Source organism: Beijerinckiaceae bacterium, from assembly GCA_004564215.1.
Classification (GTDB): domain Bacteria; phylum Pseudomonadota; class Alphaproteobacteria; order Rhizobiales; family Beijerinckiaceae; genus Methylocapsa.
In genome coordinates this window covers 67,422-82,010 of sequence record CP024846.1, presented here as the reverse complement: position 1 = coordinate 82,010, position 14,589 = coordinate 67,422, and the positions used below count along the sequence as shown (strand labels likewise).

The window sequence follows — 14,589 nt, the reverse complement described above, 5'->3', positions numbered from 1 at the left end:
CCTAAACCGCAGCATTGGGTTTATCTTTTAAAATTCTGTCGGGTTTATTAACCTCGCCGAACCAGGCGCGCAGCGAAGAAACCATCGAGGCCCGCGAGGCGCGGCTCGGCATCGGGAAGATGCGAAGGCAGGGTCCGCAATTCGCCGTTTTCGTTCAAAATTTGCGGCAAGCCGCCGACTTCGCTTGGTTCGATCGGGACCCGCGTAACATCCGGATTACGGCGCAAGAGCGCGGAAATCTGCATCTCATTTTCCTCCGGCTCGATCGAGCAGGTGCAATAAACGATCAATCCGCCCGGTTTGACGAGCTCGACGGCTTTGTCCAGCATGCGGCTTTGAAGGGCCGTCAGCGCCGTCAGATCACCCGGCTTCTTAATCCAGGCAATATCGGGATGGCGCCTGATCGTGCCGGTGGCAAGACAGGGCGCATCGACCAAAATCGCATCGAAAGGTGGCGTTTTCAGGCTAACGATATCAGCGACGACAATGTCGGCATGCAGGTTCAACCTGGCAAAATTCGCGGTCAGTCGTTTCAGCCGTTCAGCGGACCGATCAATCGCGGTAACGTCGGCGCCGGCCGCAGCGAGTTGCGCCGCCTTGCCGCCCGGAGCTGCGCAAAAATCGGCCACCTTGAGACCGGGGCCTGCCTGCAATAGGCGCGCGGGAAGTGCCGCGGCTGCATCCTGAACGAACCAGCGACCTTCCGAGAAACCCGGGAGTTCGGTCACGGGCACATGAGTGCGAAGCCGCAGCGAACCGGTTGGCAGAACGATCGCTCCAAGCCGGTCGGCCCAAATCAAGGGGTCCGAAAGCACGGTGATGTCGAGCGTCGGCTCCGCACGATGGGCGCTCGCGATCGCACGGGCCTCGGCGTCTCCATAAGTCTTCCGCCAGCGCGCGGCCAGCCAAGCCGGCGTGTCGTGATCGAGAGGGTCGCTTTCCAATAAGATCTTTTCCCGTGCGCGGATGAGATTGCGCAGCACGCCGTTGACGAGCGAAGCGTAAGGCGCGCCTTTCGACTCGAGCCGGGTCATGCGGACGGCGAGGTCGACGGCGGCATGATCGGGAACATCCAGAAAAAGAATCTGGGCAGAAGCCGCGATCAAGATCCATTCGAGATGCGCGGCCTGGCGCGGCAGTCCCTTATCCAAAAGCCCAGCCAGAGCCGCACGGATCGTTCCAAGCCGGCGAAGTCCAGCGGTGACGATCGATCGAGTGAGGGCAATGTCCCGGGCATCGAGCCCCCCAAGCCGAGACGGAATAGCCTTGCCCGAAAAGCATTCATCGAGGGGATGAAAACGGCCGATTATATCGTTTAGGATTGCCGCAGCGGCGAGGCGCGCAGCCAGTCCCGGGCAGTCTTCGCCCTGTTGCCCTTGGTCGACCGCAAAGGGGGGATGATGGGGCCTTCCACTCAAAATCTTACGGCTACGCCGCCGATCCGACGGCGGACGCGGAGATAGGGTCAAACGGGACACTCCGCTGCGAAGACTTGGGGGGGTGCGATCATCGCCTTCTCCTAGCACGAACCTTTGGACTTTGCCCAGAATTTGGCCCAAACTTCTCACGAATGGCCGCGCATGCGAGCCGCGCTCGTCCCCGCCAAGACTGCGGAGCCATAAAGATGGAACGACCGAAAAACGATGACCTTGCCATTTTGAAGGCAAGCCGAAGAAAGCTCAGCGAAGCGGCGCAGCGGGCGCTCGCCGAGGCAGACGAACGCCGTCGCATTGCCAAGCAGGACAGTACAGTGGCGCCCACGGAAATCAATGGCCGGGATGGTTTAGAGCCGGCCCGCTATGGTGATTGGGAGGTCAAGGGTATCGCTACTGATTTCTGATATCACGGCGCAATATTATTTTGCTTTCACCGACGGCCAACCGCAGTGAGCTCTTAAAGCAAAAAAAGGCCCCGCTTTCGCGGGGCCTGGTTTGCAAACTGTGCGATGATCAGTCGTTTCGTGACCCTGTGAGAAACAGGAGCGACTGGAAGATGTTGATGAAATCCAGATAAAGCATCAAGGCGGCATTGACCGATTTCTTCGTGGCGACCTCATAATCATCGCTTGCGAAGTACATTTCCTTGATCGCTTGCGTATCCCACGCGGTGAGACCCGAGAAGATCAGAACCGAAAGGATCGACAATGCGAACTGGAACCCGGTGCTTTGTACGAACAGATTGACCAGCATCGCGATGATCAAGCCGAACAAACCCATCACCAAAAAGGCACCCATCGGCGACAGGTCACGCTTCGTGGTGTAGCCGTAAAGGCTCAAGCCACCGAAAGCCGCCGCCGTTACAAAGAAAGCGCGGGCGACCGACGTTCCGGTATAGACCACGAGGATCGTCGACATGGACAGGCCCATCGCCGCCGCAAAAGCGAGGAACAAGGTCCGGGCGCTTGATGCCGACATCTGGTTAATGCGGAACGAAAAGAACAGAACGAAACCGAGCGGCGCTAAAATCACCAGCCACCTGAGCGGGGTCAGGTACAGGGTCTGGCCAAAGGCCGTCAGAGAGATTCGCCCAATTTGGGCGACCGCCATCGAGGGATCGCTCGTGACGGCAAGCATATGGACACCAAGCGCTACCAAACCTGTGATGGCCAAACCGACCACCATATTGTTGTAGACGCCCAGCATGTACGTGCGCAGGCCCTGGTCGATTTCGGCGCGACCGGCCCGTACTGCGCCCTGCCCCCAGCGGGCACCTGCGTTGCGGTCGAAGTCGGACATGTTTTCCTCAAAAGTTAGGGAGGCTTGACCGCCTCCGGCCGCTGCCTTTGCAGGATCAGCGTCCCCTTTAATATGGCGCAAGCACCGAGACGGTACAAGGGCGCCTACATGAACAATGCTTAACGTTCCCTGACTATAGATCGCGCAAATAAGGTGCCGGTTTGCGGCCCAAAATCCACCATGTCGAGAGCAGTCCAAGGCCGATTGTGACGCTCACCGCGGCCACTGCCGCGATAAATGTCTGCGGCCAGAGCCAAAGAAAATCGAGTTTCATCACTTGGTCAACAATGGCATAGGCGGCGGCTCCCCCTGCCGCGACACCGAACAACGCCGTGCAAAACCCAAGCGCGCTATATTCAAAAATATAGGCGGCCAGCAGGCGCGACCGCGTCGCGCCGAGCGTCTTCAATACGACGGCATCGTGAATACGGGCGGTTTGACCCGCCGCGAGCGCCCCGCCGAGGACCAGGATCGAGGCCAGGAATGCAACGCTGGAGGCTCCCCTGACCGCAAAGGCCAGCTGAGCCACAACCGCGTTTACGGTATCAAGCGCATCCTTCACACGGATGCTTGTAATCGACGGAAACTTCCGCGCTGTCTCGCGCAAAATCGAAGATTCCCGCGCCGGGCTGCTGGCATCTTCAAAGGTCAGTGTCGCGAGGTCGGCAAAGGGAGCGCCAGCGAAGCTGTTCGGCGAGAATACCAGGACGAAATTAATTCCATAGCTCCGCCAATTGACCTTGCGGGTATTGGCGATTTTGGCACCGATCTCTCGGCCGAGAACGTTGACGGTGACTTCGTCGCCGACGGCAAGCCCGAGCCCCTCGGCGGCCTCATTTTCCATCGAGACCAAGGGAGGCCCCGTGTAATCGCTCGGCCACCAGGCTCCTTTGATCAGAACGGAGCCTTCCGGCAAAGAAGGGGCGAAGGTAATCCCGCGGTCGCCTTCCAAAACCCAGGCGACGCTTTGTTTGGGCTGTGCCACGCCCACCTGCAATCCATTCAGACGGATGATGCGACCGCGCAGCATCGGGACGAGTTCGATTTTGCTGTCTGGCGCGTGACTCTTCAAGAACGCCGTAAACTCTCCGGCCTTCGCGTTTTGGACATCGAGAAAATAAAAGCTCGGCGTCTTGCCGATGAGGGAGGGTTTGAGTTCGGCGCTGATGTTGCCATCGATCAAAGTGAGCGTCACGAGAAGCGCAACACCGAGGCCGAGCGAAAGGACGACGGAAGGCGTGAGCGCGCCCGGCCGATAAATATTACCGATGGCCAAGCGCAACGCGAAATTGCGCATGTGCGGGATTTTCTTGGCGCCGAACATGATGAGAAAGGACGCCCCCCGCAGGACGGCGAAGGCGGCGAGGGTCGCTGCCATGTAAATTAGGACAAGCCCGCGATCGGTCGCAAAGACCAAAAACGTCGATGCAAGGCCCACGGCGGCGCTGAGGATCAGGGCAATGTAGCGGGGCCTCGGGAGAGTCCGCCTCGGTTCGATCTCGGCGCGAAACAACGCCTGGACCGGAACGTCATGGGCGTGTCCCAATGGACCCGCGGAGAATGCGAGCGCGGTCAAAAGGCCGTACAGAACGCCCTTGCCAATTGCAGTCGGGAAGACCGCTGGCGCAAGCGGGAAAGGGAGGAGAGAACCGAAGCCCCAGACAGCGACAAAAGGCAATGCGGCGCCAAGCGCCGCGCCAATCGTCACTCCGACGAGGGCAACCAGCATCGTTTGAGTCAACATCAGAGCAAAGACGGTGGACCCGCTCGCGCCGACTGCTTTCAAAGTCGCAATCACCGGCCGCTTACGCTCGACAAAGCCGGCAATCGCGTTGGCGACGCCGATCCCGCCGACGATCAAAGACGTGAGGCCGACGAGGGTCAGAAATTCCGTGAAGCGATCCAGATTGCGGGAAAATTGCGGAGATATGTTTTTTCGCGTGCGGACGTCCCATCCCGCCTCGGGAAATTTTTGTTTCACCGCCTCTGTAAATGCGTCGAGTTGACTGTCGCTTGTAGTCGCCCCGTTCAACAGGACGCGATAAGCCCACTTTGTGAGAGCACCCGGCTGCAGCAGACCGGTCGCGCGAAGTGCGGCTTCCGAAATCAAGACGCGGGGTCCGAATCCTATCGCCCCAAAAAAATGGTCCGGCTCGGCCGCGAGCACACTCCGCAATTCGAAAGGCGTGTCGCCGATTGTGAGGCGGCTTCCCAGTGAGAGGCCGAGCTTTGCCAGAAGCGCCGCCTCGGCCACGATTCCAAAGGCACCCTCCCGCTCGGCCAAGGCGTCGGCGAGCGGCAGCGGTGGTTCGAGGCCAAGTTCGCCGGCGAGCGGATAGCTACCGTCGACTGCCTTGATCTCGACAAGCGCGGCTTCGCCGTTGTCCCCACGCGCCATGGCGCGCATCAGCGCCACGGAGGAAAGGCGTCCTTGTTGGAGAAAAAAATCGCGTTCAGGCGCATTTATTTCGTGCTGGACGAGATTAAAAGAGGCATCGCCACCAAGAATTGCGCGCCCCTGCTGGGCAAGCCCGTCCTTAAGCGCAGCCGACACCGAGCCGACGCCCGTGATCGCGGCGACGCCCAGCGCGATGGACGCAAGAAAGATCCCGAAACCGCGCAGGCCTCCGCGAAAGTCGCGCAGGGCGAGCCGTAGCAGCAGCCACCAGCTAGGGCCGCGTTGTGAGTCTTGCTTTGTGCCGTTCAACAAGTTGGATGGGGTTTCCAATGAGTCCATAGGCGCTTTGTTAAACGAAGAGATTTGGTCGAGGCCCGAATATAGAAATAGGGATTCATGGCAATCGGCGAAAGCCCCTTCAACACGTGATCAATGGGCCATTCAATTCTTTTAGGTCAGTCAACCTGAAGGGACTTCAATTTGCGGTGCAAGGCCGAGCGTTCCATCCCGATAAACTCCGCAGTCCGCGAGATATTGCCACTGAAGCGATTGATCTGAGCGACCAGATATTCGCGCTCAAAGACCTCGCGGGCCTCCCGCAAGGGAAGATTCATCAGCTTTTCGCCGCCTTGACCATTTGGGGTCGAAGGAACGAGCGTACCGATTTCGGCCGGCAGCATTTCGGCCGTCACCGCCGCATCCGGGTCGCCAGCAGCGAGAATCATCAGGCGTTCCACATTATTGCGCAATTGCCTGATGTTTCCGGGCCAATCATGTGACTGCAGGACCGCCATCGCGTCGTCAGCGATCAAACGCCTGGGCATACCGCTCGTCACCGAGACCTGCTCCATGAAAAACCCGATGAGTTCGGGAATATCTTCGCGATGTTCGCTCAAGGAAGGGACCCGAACCGGCACAACCGCAAGACGATGGAAAAGGTCCTCGCGAAACGAACCGTCGGCGATCAGCGCCGCGAGATTGCGCGAACTCGATGAAATGATGCGCACATCGACATGGACGCGGGTCGTTCCCCCTACCCGCTGAAAATTTTGTTCGACGAGCACACGCAGGATTTTGCCCTGGGTCTCCTTCGGCATATCCGCAATTTCGTCGAGATAGAGCGTGCCTCCATGGGCTTCCTCGAGAGCTCCCACCTTGCGGCTACGGCCCTCCTTGCCCTCGACCCCAAAAAGTTCGAGTTCCATGGTTTCCGGCTCGATCGTCGCCGAGCTGATGGTCACGAACGGCCCGCTCGCACGCGCCGATGTCTCATGGATGTTGCGTGCGACGAGTTCCTTGCCCGCGCCCGGCGAACCGGTGATCAGGATCCTCGAATTGGCCGGTCCAACGCGCTCGATCACCTGGCGCAATTGATTGATCGCGGTCGATTTGCCGACAATCAGATTGGCACCGCCCGTTCGCGTGCGAAGTTCATTGACTTCGCGCTTCAACCGCGAGGCTTCGAGCGCACGTTCAGCGACAAGCACCAGGCGATCAGCCTTGAACGGCTTTTCGATGAAGTCATAGGCGCCGAGCTTGATCGCGGACACCGCCGTCTCAATGTTGCCATGCCCCGAAATCATGACGACCGGGAGGTTCGGGTTCTGCTCCTTGATGATTTTCAACAGCTGCAAGCCGTCGAGTCTTGACCCTTGCAGCCAAATATCGAGAAAGACGAGAGTAGGTCGTCTGGCCCCAATCGCGGCCAACGCCTCGTCGGAGTTCTTGGCCGTGCGCGTGCCGTGGCCTTCGTCCGACAAGATCCCGGAAACAATCTCGCGGATATCGGCTTCATCGTCCACAATCAGAATGTCGCTCGCCATGGACTGTTTCACGCTCCCTTTCTGGCCGCCGCCGGCGCGGCTTGATCCGAAGCCCCGGCAAAATCAGATTTACTCCCAAGATCGTGGCCCAAAGGAAAAAAGAGCCTGACCCAGGCGCCCCGCCCTTCTGGCGCATCGCGTAGCTCGATCCCGCCGCCATGATCGGCGAGAATCTTGGCCACGATCGGAAGTCCGAGGCCGGTTCCTTCCGCTCGCGTCGTCATATAGGGTTCGAGCAGCCTTTGTCGGTTCTCCCTTGGAAACCCCTTGCCGTTGTCGATAACGTCAATGGTGACACCTTGCCCAGTAATCGCAAGGGTCACGGAAATGCGTCCCTGGTCTTCGGTGCCTTCCGGCTGCTCGCCGATCCCCTCCGTCGCATTCTTAATAATGTTCGTCAAAGCCTGAGAAAGGAGTCGCCGGTCGAACGGGACGCGAACCGGGGCCTCCGGCAAATGGTCTTCAAAAACAATATCGGGATGGGCGACCCGCATCAAAAACAGAACCTGGCGCACGCATTCGCCGAGATCGTCGCTTTCGAGGCTGGGTTTTGGCATCCGCGCGAACGAGGAAAACTCATCCACCATACGCTTAATGTCATCGACTTGGCGGACGATTGTGTCGGTGCACTGGTCAAAGACGTCGCGATCCTTTTCTATCAGGCGGCCATATTTGCGCTTCAACCGTTCGGCGGAGAGCTGAATCGGAGTCAGCGGATTTTTGATTTCATGGGCGATCCGGCGCGCGACATCGGCCCAGGCTGCCGTCCGCTGCGCCGAGACGAGGTCGGTAATGTCGTCGAGTGTCACGACATAGTTCCGGTCGGCCCGCTCGGTCGGCTCGCTGGTGATACTCACATTGAAAAGCCGGTCGAGGCCGCCTCGGGCTAAGGAAATCTGCCCCTGAATCAGGCGGGAGGGGTTGGCGCGTGCCTCGGCCAGCGTATCGGAGATTTCCGGCAGGACGGCTTCGATCGCCTGCCCCACGAGCCGAGCTGCCGATTCTCCGCTTCGGGGAATCAAATTCTCCGCCGAATGATTGAGCACGGTAATTTCTCCCTGGCGTCCCACGCCCACCACCGCGACGGGAACCCCGGATAGGACGGCCTCGGTAAAGAGGCGCCGCTCATCGATCAGCTTGCTGGCAGCAATCAGCCGCCGCTGCTGGACGCTGAGTTCCGATGTCATCTTGTTGAAGGTTTCGCCTAGATGCGCCAAATCTCCGTCGGATTTATGGACCGCGACTTGAACGTGGAGATTGCCGGAGGCCACCTCGTCTGTCGCCGCGATCAGGCGCCGGATCGGAGCGACAAGGCTGTCGGCAAAGGAAAGACCGAGCCAAGTCGCGGACAACAGCATGATCAAGGCGATCAGGACGAACATGGTCGCGAACGCGATCCGAATGCCGCTTCGATGGCTGTCAAAAGCGTCGTAGAGCGCAACCATTTTGGCGGCCTGGCGGGGAAACTCCACCGTGAACGGGTCGACTGGCCTCGCCACATATAAAAAAGTATCTTCGAAGGAATTGAGCGTCCGCAAGGCCACGAAAGTCGGGCCTTCATTAAGGGTCAGGCAAACCGGCTCATTTTTTTTTGCTTCCTCGAAATCTCTGGGGTCTGGCCGAACCACCACGTTTCCAACCGCCGCGCCGGTGTCGACTCGCTCAACGACCGTGCCATCGGATTTCAGAAGCGCCGCCGCGGTAAATCCCAAAAAACGGGCCCTTGAGGCAAAAAACTCCCGAAACAACGGGCGGTCGACCTCAAACATAAGCTTGCCGCGGTCGAGATCGGAGGCCGTGAGCCGGGCTTCCTGCAGCAGGGATTTGCATTGGTCCCGCTCATAGAGCCGCGCCGCGTCAATGGTATTTTGGACAAAGCCACGCCCGTCCTGCATGAAAGAAGGATTGAGACTTCGCTCCAAGGTCACCGAACCGACCCAGGCCATCAAGAGAGCCGGTGCGGCGGCGATGATCGAAAAAAGCCCGACCACGCGAACATGCAGCTCGGCTCCAGCGATCCCGGCGCGGCGTGCCTTGAACAGCGCATAGGCTTCCGCGAGCACGAAGCAGAAGACGAGAAGGATGCCGAGGATATTGGCGACAAACAACCCCACGACCACGGTGTTTGTCGGGGAAATTGGCGTATAGCCCGAGAAGATCAGAAAGCTGACGAGAGCGACGAACAGCGCGAGAATAACCGCGACAGGGCCGAAACGAGCTGCAAACCGGGGTTTGCCATTTCGTCCGCCTTTAGCTCGCCCCGCTATTCGCTGATCACCCATGCCCGCCGGAAGAAAGAAATCAAAGGGTTAGAATACCCAGGAAATGAGTCGCGTTGCCATAATACCACGCTGTTGCAGGATTGCGACATTTCAGGGACCAGCCTACCGCGCAAAGTTGAGAGACAGACGCGCAAATCTGCATCTAAAACCTTATGAACTAGCTTTAAGTCACTGATTCCAAAATAATCTTTGGTGCAGAAAAAGCGGAGCCTGGCTGCGGGGACCCATTCGATCCTCAGCGCGGCGAGCGCATCAACCTGATGTCCAGATCGCGAACCTTTTTGCGCAGGGTGTTCCGGTTGAGTCCCAAAAGCTCGGCAGCCTTGATCTGATTTCCACGCGTGGCGGCGAGCGCTGCGGAGATCAACGGATATTCCAGCTCCCGCAGAATGCGATGGTAGAGACCGGGAGGTGGAAGGCTTTCGCCATGTTCATGAAAGAGCTCGGCGAGATGCTGTTCCATCGCACTCGCGAGCGTCGCGCTCCGTTCGGGCTCCTGCGAGCGGCCATTTCCGGCAGCGAGGGGCGGCGCATAGCTCGACCCAAGCGCGGACGTGTCGACGGCGAGTTCCATGTCGACCAATTGGGCCGTGACCGCCTCCTGGGGATAAAGCGCTGCCAGCCGCCGCGTGAGATTTTCGAGTTCGCGAATATTGCCCGGCCATCGATAGCGTTTGAGGCGTTCGAGCGCATCGGGCTCGACCCGTTTCAGCGGCAAGCCCTCGGAGGCGGCGAGAACGAAGAAGTGCTGCGCGAGGTCGGCGATATCTTCCGTCCGTTCCCGCAAGGGCGGCAGCCGCAAGGGGACGACGTTTAGCCGGAAAAACAAATCCTCGCGGAATAGGCCCTGGCGAATGAGGCCGCCCAAATCCTTATTGGTCGCGGCAATGATGCGAACATTGGTCTTGATCGGCGTGCGTCCTCCGACCGTCGTGTATTCGCCTTGCTGAAGCACGCGCAAAAGCCGTGTCTGCGCCTCCATCGGCATGTCGCCAATCTCATCGAGGAACAAAGTGCCGCCCTCGGCTTGCTCGAAGCGTCCGGCGGAGCGCTGATTGGCCCCGGTGAAAGCCCCCTTTTCATGACCGAACAATTCGCTCTCAATGAGATCGCGGGGAATGGCCGCCATATTGATGGCGACGAACGGGCCCTTCTTGCGTTTGCCATAGTCATGCAGCGCGCGGGCGACCAGCTCCTTGCCGGTGCCGGATTCGCCGGTAATCATGACCGTCAGATCGGTCTGCATGAGGCGCGCCAAGGCACGGTAGATTTCCTGCATGGCGGGCGATCGCCCAACCAGAGGCATCCCTTCGAGTTCGGCGTTGGGTTCGGCGCGGACTCGATTCTTGGGCTCGCTCATCGCGCGCCCGACGATCAAAACCAATTCCCTCAAATCGAAGGGCTTCGGCAGATAATCATAAGCCCCGCGTTCAGAAGCCTTGATCGCGGTCATGAACGTATTCTGCGCGCTCATCACGATGATCGGCAGCTCCGGCCGCAATTTTTTCATCTTCGGAAGAAGCTCAAAGGCATTCTCGTCCGGCATCACGACGTCCGTAATGACGAGATCTCCCTCGCCGGCCTGAACCCACCGCCAAAGCGTTGCCGCGTTTCCGGTCGTGCGAACCTCATAGCCCGCCCGGGACAGAGCCTGACTAAGAACCGTCCGAATTGCCGTATCGTCGTCAGCAATGAGAATATTGCCAGTGGCCATCATGATGCACCTTGCTGCGGGCGAACAAAGGCTTGAACCCGCGGGATGTTTAAGATCTTGCCGACTTCCTAGGCCCAGGGCCGCCGGCCTTGGCTGCGGAACCGGGGCTCAGGCCCGGCCGCCCTTCACGCCTTGGCCATTTTATGGGGCGCAAACATGGGCATGAGAACGCGGAACGTCGTCCGGCGGGGAAAAGATTCGCATTCTATGGTGCCACCATGATCGCCAACAATCTTGGCAACCAAAGCAAGCCCTAGGCCAGTTCCTGTTGCCTTCGTCGTGATAAACGGATCGTAGAGATAGGGCAGTAAGTCGGGCGCGACGCCCGAACCATTGTCGCGAACGCAAAATTCCAAAGGCAGACTCACGGGCGCTTTGGCGCCGGGGATTTGCAGACGAACTCCGGGCCGGAACGCAGTCGACAGTTCGATATCGCCGTCGCTTCGTGTTTCGCCAATCGCTTCCGCAGCATTCTTGACCAGATTCAAGAACACTTGAACGAGTTGGTCCTTGTTGCCGAGAACCGAAGGAAGCGAGGGATCGTAATTCTCATGGAAGCGGATATGACGCGCAAATCCGGCCTGGGACACTTTCTTCACATGGTCGAGGACGGCGTGAATATTGACCTTCTCCCGATCGATCGGCCGCTTCTCTGAAAAAGCACTCATGCGATCGACCAGTTTCACAATTCGGTCGGTCTCCTCGCAGATCAGGCGCGTCAAAACCCGATCGGCGTCGGTGGCTTCGGCTTCAAGAAGCTGCGCGGCGCCTCTGATCCCGGACAGCGGGTTCTTGATTTCATGGGCGAGCACGGAAGCCATGGCGGCCACGGAACGGCCGGCGCCGCGATGGGTGAGCTGGCGGTCGATTTTTTCTGCGAGCGAGCGTTCCTGCAACATGACGACAACGCCATCGCCGGGGTCCCGCAATGGCGTCACAGAAATATCAACCAGCCTCTCCCCTTGAGGTTTCGCCAATCTCAAATGGACCCGATATTCGTTGATCGCCGCACCGCCGGCCCTCACCTGTTCGATGAGGGACAGGAGGGGCGAGTCCGCCGTAACGATTTGACCGATTTTTTGCTGCCAAAGCGATGTCCGGCTCATCCCGAAAAAAACTTCAGCCGCCGCATTGGCATCGGCAATTGAACCATCCGGCAACACCGAGATGACAGGATGGGGAAGAGCATTCAGGAGCTTGCCCGCATCGCCGTCGTTCCGGGCGAGACCGAGCTGCGTCAGTCCTGAAGAGGCAAGAGCCGTGCTCATGCCGCCTCCCTCAGAGGCGGAGAGTCAAATAACGCGCAGAGGGCGGACTTCACCTCATTGGGGCATTCGGCCATCACCAGACGCTGGCGCAGCATTGCCCCATCGCGGACGCTCGCCCATTCGGCATAGCCGGCCAGATGCTTGCGTGCATGACGCACGCCCTGCGCCTTGCCGAAAATCTCAAGCAAAGTCTCATAATGCTCGAGCGCCGCCGATTTTCGTTCGGCGGCGGCCGGAGCGCCCCTCGCGCTCCCGTGCGTAAGGTAGTGAGCCACATCCCCGACAAACCAGGGCCGTCCGATTGCGGAGCGGCCGATCATCACCGCATCGGCACCAGATCTGGCCAGCATCGTGGCAGCATCCGCAAGGCTGGCACAATCGCCGTTCGCAACCACCGGAATCGAAACCGCTTGCTTCACCTTATTGATCGCCGCCCAATTGGCCGACGCTGAATAGAACTGACAGCGCGTCCGGCCATGGACCGTCAACAGCGCGATCCCCTCGCCTTCAGCCAAGCGTCCGAGTTCGGGCGCATTGATCGACTGCTCATCCCAGCCGAGCCGCATTTTGAGCGTGACAGGAACCCGCACCGCGCCAACCGTCGCGCGGATCAAGGCGACGGCAAGCCCCAGGTCGCGCATCAGATGCGATCCCGCAAAACCGCTTGTCACCCGTTTGGCCGGACACCCCATGTTGATGTCGATCATTGCGGCCCCTGAACCCTCCGCGAAACGGGCGGCCTCCGCCATGACGGCCGGGTCGCATCCTGCAATCTGCACCACGTGCAGGCCTTCGCCCGTGCCACGCGCCCTCAGCTGATTCGCCCGATCTCCGCGGGTGAAATAATCGGCTGCCACCATTTCCGAGACGGTCAGAGAGGCGCCGAAACGGCGCGCTAGACGGCGCATGCCGAGGTCGGTTACTCCGGCCATCGGCGCAAGCAACGCCCGCCCGTCAAGGCAAAGTCCACCAATCCGAAGACCGCTGGCATTGTTGCCTAAATTTTTAGCAATGCAACTCATGCTCATATCATAGTCACTTTGTGCAATGCGGCAACGAGTAAATTGCCCATAATAGCGTCAGAAAGCAAGGAAATTGACGACACTGTGAAAACAAACGATGGAAAGCACTTTGTGATGTCACCTTGGAGAGATCATGCAATTCGGGACTGACGTAGCGATCATCGTCGTTGCAGCCGGACGAGGCTCACGCGCCGGTTCCGGGCTTCCCAAACAATACAGGTACTTGGCGGGCCGGCCGTTGCTTTCGCACACACTCGACGCCCTTATCCGCGCGGTTCCTGGCGCGAAACTTCTGCCCGTTATTCACATGGATGACCTAGCCCTGTTTAATAGCAGCTTGGCTGATTTTACGGTTCAACAAAGGAAAGCCATTTCGAAGCCGGTGTTTGGCGGCGACTCGCGCCAGGAAAGCGTCCTTGCCGGGCTTGAGGCACTGGCACTGGATAACAATTTAAAAATTGTTTTAATTCATGATGCTGCAAGATTATTTGTAAGCGATACATTAGTGGATAGAGCGGTTGCAGCCGCAATTGCTCACGGTGCAGCTGTTCCGGGTGTTCTCCCCACAGACACGGTGAAGGAAATCGACGAAGAGGGCCTGGTTCTGGCAACGCCGCCCCGAAGCCGGTTACGCGCGGTCCAGACGCCGCAGGCCTTTCGGTTTGAATTGATCTTGGCGGCGCATCGAAGTGCCGCGAAATCCGGCGCCTGCGATCTGACCGATGATGCCGCCGTCGCGGAATGGGCGGGCCATCCTGTCCATGTTTTCCCGGGAGACGATGCCAACATGAAAATCACAACCAGCGCCGATCTGCATGTTGCCGAGGCGCGATTGATCCGCGAGCTGGCCGATGTCCGGATCGGACAAGGCTACGACGTGCATGCGTTTGGGCCTGGCGACCATGTCTGGCTGGGCGGCTTAAAAATCGCGCATGACCATGGCCTTGTCGGTCATTCGGACGCCGATGTCTTAAGTCACGCGATTACCGACGCCCTGCTCGGCGCCTTGGCCGAAGGCGACATCGGGAGTCATTTTCCACCCAGCGATCCGCAGTGGCGCGGCGCGGCCTCGCGGATTTTCCTCGCCGCGGCCGCCGCAAAAGTGCGTGCGCGTGGGGGCATGATCGCCCACATCGATGCGACGCTTGCCTGCGAGCGGCCGAAAATCGGGCCGCACCGCGACGCGATCCGGGCCAGCATCGCGGAGATCGTCGAAATCCAGATAGACCGGGTGGCGATCAAGGCGACGACCACCGAACGCTTGGGCTTTACCGGCCGCGAGGAAGGCATGGCCTCGCTTGCCATCGCAACGGTGCGTCTGCCGCTCTAGCGCAGGAGCAAGCGATT

At 59.3% G+C, this 14,589-nt stretch carries 10 protein-coding genes; 2 read left to right on the top strand and 8 right to left on the bottom strand.

Features of this window, described 5'->3' with window-relative positions; genetic code table 11:
• Positions 1-47: 47 nt before the first annotated feature.
• Positions 48-1,418, bottom strand: a complete 1,371-nt coding sequence (locus CU048_00285) for an MFS transporter (protein QBR69974.1) — start codon at positions 1,416-1,418, stop codon at positions 48-50.
• Between the two features lie 206 nt (positions 1,419-1,624).
• Between CU048_00285 and CU048_00280 the strand changes: the two genes are divergently transcribed.
• Positions 1,625-1,840 carry a DUF1674 domain-containing protein gene (locus tag CU048_00280; GenBank protein QBR72533.1) on the top strand — a complete coding sequence of 72 codons (216 nt, stop codon included), beginning with the start codon at positions 1,625-1,627 and terminating at the stop codon, positions 1,838-1,840.
• A gap of 109 nt (positions 1,841-1,949) precedes the next feature.
• Here the strand turns inward: CU048_00280 and CU048_00275 are convergent, their stop codons facing one another.
• The 7 genes from CU048_00275 to CU048_00245 all read right to left on the bottom strand — a co-directional run bounded on the left by CU048_00275 (position 1,950) and on the right by CU048_00245 (position 13,242).
• A complete protein-coding gene (locus CU048_00275) occupies positions 1,950-2,735 on the bottom strand; it encodes a hypothetical protein (protein QBR69973.1) in 786 nt (261 codons plus the stop codon).
• A gap of 133 nt (positions 2,736-2,868) precedes the next feature.
• A complete protein-coding gene (locus CU048_00270; GenBank protein QBR69972.1) occupies positions 2,869-5,472 on the bottom strand; it encodes a glycosyl transferase family 1 in 2,604 nt (867 codons plus the stop codon).
• A 116-nt stretch (positions 5,473-5,588) separates the two neighbouring features.
• Positions 5,589-6,956 (bottom strand): sigma-54-dependent Fis family transcriptional regulator, encoded by a 1,368-nt coding sequence (locus tag CU048_00265; protein ID QBR72532.1) that lies wholly within the window; start codon positions 6,954-6,956, stop codon positions 5,589-5,591.
• 8 nt (positions 6,957-6,964) lie between these two features.
• The gene (locus CU048_00260; GenBank protein ID QBR69971.1) at positions 6,965-9,238 is read right to left on the bottom strand and encodes a PAS domain-containing sensor histidine kinase; all 2,274 of its coding nucleotides are present in this window, start codon (positions 9,236-9,238) and stop codon (positions 6,965-6,967) included.
• Positions 9,239-9,473: 235 nt separating this feature from the next.
• A complete protein-coding gene (ntrC, locus tag CU048_00255) occupies positions 9,474-10,952 on the bottom strand; it encodes a nitrogen regulation protein NR(I) (protein QBR72531.1) in 1,479 nt (492 codons plus the stop codon).
• Positions 10,953-11,077: 125 nt separating this feature from the next.
• Entirely contained in the window at positions 11,078-12,220 is a 1,143-nt protein-coding gene (locus CU048_00250; GenBank protein ID QBR69970.1) for a two-component sensor histidine kinase, read from the bottom strand.
• Positions 12,217-13,242 (bottom strand): tRNA dihydrouridine synthase DusB, encoded by a 1,026-nt coding sequence (locus CU048_00245; protein QBR72530.1) that lies wholly within the window; start codon positions 13,240-13,242, stop codon positions 12,217-12,219. Before CU048_00245 ends, CU048_00250 begins: the two co-directional genes overlap by 4 nt.
• A gap of 133 nt (positions 13,243-13,375) precedes the next feature.
• Here CU048_00245 and ispDF point away from each other — a divergent pair, with 133 nt between their 5' ends.
• Positions 13,376-14,572 carry a bifunctional 2-C-methyl-D-erythritol 4-phosphate cytidylyltransferase/2-C-methyl-D-erythritol 2,4-cyclodiphosphate synthase gene (gene ispDF / locus CU048_00240; protein QBR69969.1) on the top strand — a complete coding sequence of 399 codons (1,197 nt, stop codon included), beginning with the start codon at positions 13,376-13,378 and terminating at the stop codon, positions 14,570-14,572.
• The last annotated feature ends 17 nt before the right edge of the window (positions 14,573-14,589 follow it).